The sequence below is a fragment of the Bradyrhizobium sp. genome (assembly GCF_049691595.1).
Classification (GTDB): domain Bacteria; phylum Pseudomonadota; class Alphaproteobacteria; order Rhizobiales; family Xanthobacteraceae; genus Bradyrhizobium.
In genome coordinates this window covers 1-5,515 of the sequence record NZ_JBAVNZ010000564.1, presented here as the reverse complement: position 1 = coordinate 5,515, position 5,515 = coordinate 1, and the positions used below count along the sequence as shown (strand labels likewise).

Genomic DNA, 5,515 nt, shown 5'->3' with positions numbered 1-5,515 from the left:
TTGCTGATGTCGCTGGCGCGGGAATCGAGGCCGGCGGCGGTGAAGAAGTTGGTGGGGTTGTCGAGCGCGCTGTTGACCTTCTTGCCGGTGGCGAGACGGCCCTGCGTGGTCGCGAGCAGGTCAGCGGTGCCCTGCAAAGAGAGCAGGTTCTGGCGGACCGCGGCAGTGAGAGTAATGTTGGACAAGGACATGGGAACAACCTTTCTGGCGTTACGCAACTGTCGGCCTTCTTGACCGGACGCAGGGACCCTAGGAGGCAAATGATCAACGAAAACTGAATTTGCCCTGGAGGACGCCTCGATCCCCCGCCGGCTTCAAAACTCATGCTTTAAAAAGAGTGAAGACCATCTTTAGAATGAGTGAAGGCGATGCGGAGGACTACGCAATCGACGGCGCCGCGCCAGTCATTGATCGCGACCATGGTGTCGCGCGCCTGCGAAATCCAGTTCGATGTCCTGAATGCATTGCCGACCGACCCGCGGCGGCTGTTGCGCCAACACCCCGGCAACCGCGCAGAGATCCGTGCGCAGTGTCCGGACGACGGGCGGCATGGTGATGGCGGCGAAGTGCGGTCTGCAATTGCGCAACCTTGCCCGCGCGCAGCGTTTGCGTCACCGTCGGGCCGCGCGCCCGCAGCCGCGGCGGTTCAGGTCGGGAGTTGACCGGAGAGCCTGAATTATCCAACCGGCAGGTACTTCACGAGCGTCAGCTGCGAGAGCATCGACGTGGTTTGATACGACGCCTGCAACCTGGTCTGCACCGCCAGAATCTCGGTCGCGACCTGATCGGTGGAGACGGTTTCGGTCTGATCGACCAGACTCTGCAGCATGATCTGGCTCTGGCTCTGCCGTGCCGCCACGCCCTTCATCGCTACCTGCGCGGACGCCAGATCGGTCCCGATGTCCGCGAGGCTCTGCTGTCTCCCCTGGGGCGTCAGGCTTGTCGCCACACGCTGGTTCAGGGCGGAGATCTGTGCGGTCGCATTGGGACCCGTCGGCGACATCGTGAATGCGGCGAAGGCCGCGACGGACTGCAGCGTGTTGCGAATGGCCTGCTCGTTGGCGCGCACACCGTATTGAATCGTTGCGGCCTGGTCGATCCGCGCGGTCGACGACGCGCGGGCCGGTCCCGGACCGGCTTCGCCGGTGTACCAGGCAACCGTGTTCGCCGCGCCGCTGACCAGTGAGGTCGCCGTGCTCCACGGCGTTCCTCCGACCCGAAGCGGCGGCAGGATCGCCGTCGCAGTGGCGCCGAAACCGAGCGCCGCGAACGCCGCCGGATTCGAACTGGTGACGCTCAGGCTCGCGGCGTTGTCGGTATGCAGCGCAATCACGCCGCCGCTGACGGTCGAGGGGACCGAAGTGCCGGTGATCGAATCTATTCTTGCCAACAACGTCTGGACGCTGTCGGTCACGTTGAGCTGGTTGCCGGTCGCTCCGGCAGCGACAAAACTGATCGGCGTGCCGTTGACGGTGATGGTGTCGCCGGCCGCGAAGTTCGTGGCCAGCGAATCCGTGGCCGCGCCGCCGGACAGAAGCGTCGCGCCGGTGATGGGTGCCGCGGCCTTGTTGTTGACGACGCCTCCCGTCGCAGTTCCGGCCGAATTGAAGAAGTTGTCCGACGCCGCCATGGCCGAGGCCGCGACCAACGCGGTGTTGGCGAGCGTGCCGATCGCGGTGTTGAGCGCCGCATTGAGGTTGGCCGTGGTTGCGGTCGGCGTGGCGCCGATCGCAAAGCTTCCAGTCGGCGGCGGCGTCGCGTTCGAGGCGGTCAGTCGCACCGCTTCCGTCGTGCCGTCCGGCAGGTTGAACGTGAAGGTGATATTGTCGCCGTTGTTGGGATTGCTCGCGAGGTTGACCGAGACCGCCGCCGGCGATCCCGACGGGCCGGTGACGGTCGCGCCGGTCAACGAGGACGCGATCGCATTGAGCTTCAGGCCGAACGGCGAACCCGCGACATCTTCTGCGACCGACACCGACGTGGGAGTGGGCGAAGAGACGACAAGCCGTCCCATGCCGCCGACGCCGAGATCCGCCTGGTTGCGCTCGGCGATCAGCTGCTTCAATCCGGCCTGGGCGCCTTTCCCATTGAGGATATCCTCCATCGACGCGACGGACGGCGTATCGATGGCGCTGCCGGAAAACAGATAGCGATCGCCGGCCTGCGTATTGAGCATTTCCAGCATGGTCTTGAGCTGCAACAGCGCGGTCTGCTGGCCGGTGGTCTGCCCGGAGCCGTTCACGATCGCGCCGCCGCTGCCGGCCGCCGATTTCACCTGCGTCGCGATCTGGCCGAACGACGTCAACGCCGTGCTGGTGGTGTCGATCGTGGTATTGATGTTGGTGATCGTCGTCGCGAAGGCGGACAGATTTGACAGCTGTGCGCGCGCGAAGATCGCAAAACCCTCGTTGACGCCCATCCCCGAATAGGTGGTCGACTTCTTGCCGGTCGCGAGCTGCGTCTGCAGCGCGTCGAGCTGGTTCTTGAGGTCGAAGACCGATTGCCCGAGCAGGGCGTTGCCGTAACCGACGCTGTTGATCGACATCCGGACTACCTTATCGTTGAGACTGCATCAGGGTCTGCATCATGGATTGCACCACCGACATCACATGAGCATTGGCTGCGTAGGCGTTCTGCAGCGCGATCAGGCTTGCCATTTCGGTATCGATGTTGACGCCGGACGTGGCGTCGAACTTCTGCTGCAACGTGTTGACCACGACATCCTGGCCTTGCGCGACCTGTTGCGCGGACGCCGCCGCGTTGGACTGCAGGCCGAGGAATTGCTGCAGATAGTTCGGCAACGTTCCCGTCAGCGGCGACGTCCTTGAGCCGAGGCCGGTCTGCGGCGAGTAGGTAAACGACGCCGACGTCAGCTGGGAGTAGAGAAAGTCCGAGCGCGTCGTGTCGCCGGCGGTCGTCAGCGGCGAGGTGTTGTAGACCACGAACAGCGATGGATCGCTGGCCAGCGCGGAATTGACCGAGATGCGTCCCGCGAAACCGGCCTGCTGCACGCCGCGGCCGGTGATGACGCCTGTATAGAGCGTGCTGCCGTCCGTGAACACCGGCAATTGCGGATTGCCGTTCGCCAGCGCCGGCATCGTGACGGTGGTCGATGCCGCATTGACGCTCACCGCCGCCGCGCCGTTGTCGAGCACCCGCAACGTCGAGCCGGCCGGATTGGAGAATTGAAGGTTGGTGTTGCCGACCGCCGTGGCGATTTGCGAGACGATCGAGGCCATCCCGCCCTGGAAGTTGACGCCGATCACCTTGTCGTTGGCATTGGGCGCCGTATTGGGCAGCGGCAGCGCGGTTGGATCATCCACGCGCACGATCGTAATCCGATGCGGGGTATTGGTTGCCGTGTCCGTGTAGGTCAGGTTGATCGAATTTCCCGGCAGCACGTTCGACAGATCGACATCGAATCCCGCTTTGCCGCCCGCCGTCACCGCGGCACCGGCGGTGGTCTTGTCGGACAGCGAACCGGCCAGCGTCGCGGCCAGTTGATCGAGCTGCGCTTGCGCCTGCACCAGGGTATTGTCCCGCAACTTCAAGTCGGCGCCGATACGGCCCGACCCGATCGAGTTGGTCGCGATCAGATCGACGTTCGCCCCGTTGGCGAATGTGAGCGTGAGCGTACCGGCGGAGGACAGGGTCGGGTTGCTGTTCCATTGCGAACTGGCGTTGAGCGTACCCTGCGAGTTGAACGTCAACAGCGACGCCTGGACGCCGACGAGCTGGAGGCCGGACGTGGTGTAGACCGCCGCCTGGTTGGCGCTGTCCGTTACGACCCGGATGTCCATGTACTTCGCGAGATCGTTGATGGCGCTGTCGCGCTGATCCAGCAACGTTGCGGCATTGTTGTCGTTCGCAGGAAGGCTCTGCAGCTGCGAATTGAGTTTCGCAATCTGCGCCATGTCGTTGTTGGCCTGAGTAACCGAAATCCCGATGTCCTGTTCCGCGTTCGAACGCAGCGCCTGAACTCCCTGCGTCGCGGTATTCAATTGCTGCGCCAGCGATTGCGCCGTCGTCAAGGCCAGGACTCGCGCGGACTGGGTGCCCGAGTTCGCCGACAGCGCCTGCAGCGCGGAAGTAAAGTCGTTGTATGCCGACTCCAGCGTTCCCGCGCCACCGGGCGTTCCATAGATGCTTTGCAGCTGGGCCAGCACGTTTGACATCTGATCGGCATAGGCGCTGCCGGACGTCTCGGTGCGCAATTGGGTTTGCAGGTAATGGTCGAGCTGGCGGTTCACGCCGGTGACGCGGACGCTTGCTCCCGCATCCGAACTCGCGCCCGCGACTTCAATCTGGCCGAGGGTTCGGGTGACATAGCCCGGCGTCTTCGCGTTGGCGACGTTCGATGATACGATCGACAGCGCAGCCTGGTTCGTGCTCAAACCAGCCATTATGGTCGAAAGGGCCGAACTTAAACTCATGATTGCACGCCTGAGGTTATGTCACGCGGTCTTTTTCAGGCTCCTCACCGCAGCACATTCAGGAGATCCTGAACCATGGTCTGCGCCGTGGTGATCACCTTGGTGTTGGCGGAGTAGGCCTGCTGGGTCACGATCAGCTTGGTGAATTCGTCGGCGATATCGGCGTTCGAACCTTCGACCGACGATCCGGCGATTGTTCCCGTTGCGCCGGCGATCGCGACTCCGGATTTATCGGTCGCGGCGTAGGCACCGCCGTCGAGGGGTTTCAGGTAGTTGGGGCCGTTGAAGTGAGACAACGCGACCGCCGCTAGATTGAGATTCTGGCCGTTGGAAAACGTTCCGACCACGAGACCGCTGTTGTTGACGGCGACCGACTGAAGTTGCCCGGCGGCATAGCCGTCCTGCTGGATCTGGTTGATGGTCGTGGTGCCGCCGGTGCTGGCGTATTGGGTGAGGCCACCCGCGCCGAAACTGACCGTGAGATTGCCGAGTGACTGGCTGTTGACCGAAACGTTCGAAAGCGTGATGCTCGATCCCGAGGGGCTGACCAACGCTCCGTTTGTACCGAAGACAAAGTTGGTCCCGGCGTTGATCCACGCGGTCTGCGTTCCCGTCGCATTGGAATTGGACTGATAGAACAGGTTCCAGGTATCGGCATGCGGGCTGCCGAGCGCTGCGCTGTCGGTCTTGGCCCATCGCAGCTGCAGGTTGACCGCCGTTCCCGTGGCGTCGTAGGCCGTCACCGCGCCGCCGCTGATGGATTCGTTTGCGAACGTCGTCGTGTCGCTGCCGATGACGGCACCGGTGCCCACGGTGCCGCCACCGCTGCGGGTCGCGGTCACGGTGGGGGTGAAGCCGAGCGCGCCAAATGCCGCCGCGTTCGAGCTCGTGACCGTCAGGTTCGAGAGCGTACCCGTATGCAGCGTGATCGCGCCCGTTGCGCCAACGGTCGAGGGGTTCGCGGTACCGGTGATCGAATCGATCTTGGCCAACATCGTCGCGATGTCGTCGGTGACGTTGAGCTGATTGCCGACGGCGCCGGCGGCGACAAATGTGATGGGGGTGCCGTTGACGGTGATGGT

3 protein-coding genes and 1 pseudogene are annotated in these 5,515 nt (G+C 63.6%); all 4 read right to left on the bottom strand.

What is annotated here, in order from left to right; genetic code table 11:
* Positions 1–185, bottom strand: a pseudogene (locus tag WCE35_RS22925) (flagellin); the annotation flags it as partial.
* 491 nt (positions 186–676) lie between these two features.
* A complete protein-coding gene (locus WCE35_RS22920) occupies positions 677–2,545 on the bottom strand; it encodes a flagellar protein (RefSeq protein ID WP_424595597.1) in 1,869 nt (622 codons plus the stop codon).
* A gap of 10 nt (positions 2,546–2,555) precedes the next feature.
* Entirely contained in the window at positions 2,556–4,433 is a 1,878-nt protein-coding gene (gene flgK / locus WCE35_RS22915; RefSeq protein ID WP_424595596.1) for a flagellar hook-associated protein FlgK, read from the bottom strand.
* A 44-nt stretch (positions 4,434–4,477) separates the two neighbouring features.
* Positions 4,478–5,515 (bottom strand): flagellar hook-basal body complex protein (locus tag WCE35_RS22910; RefSeq protein WP_424595595.1); only part of this gene is annotated, 1,038 nt, incomplete at its 5' end.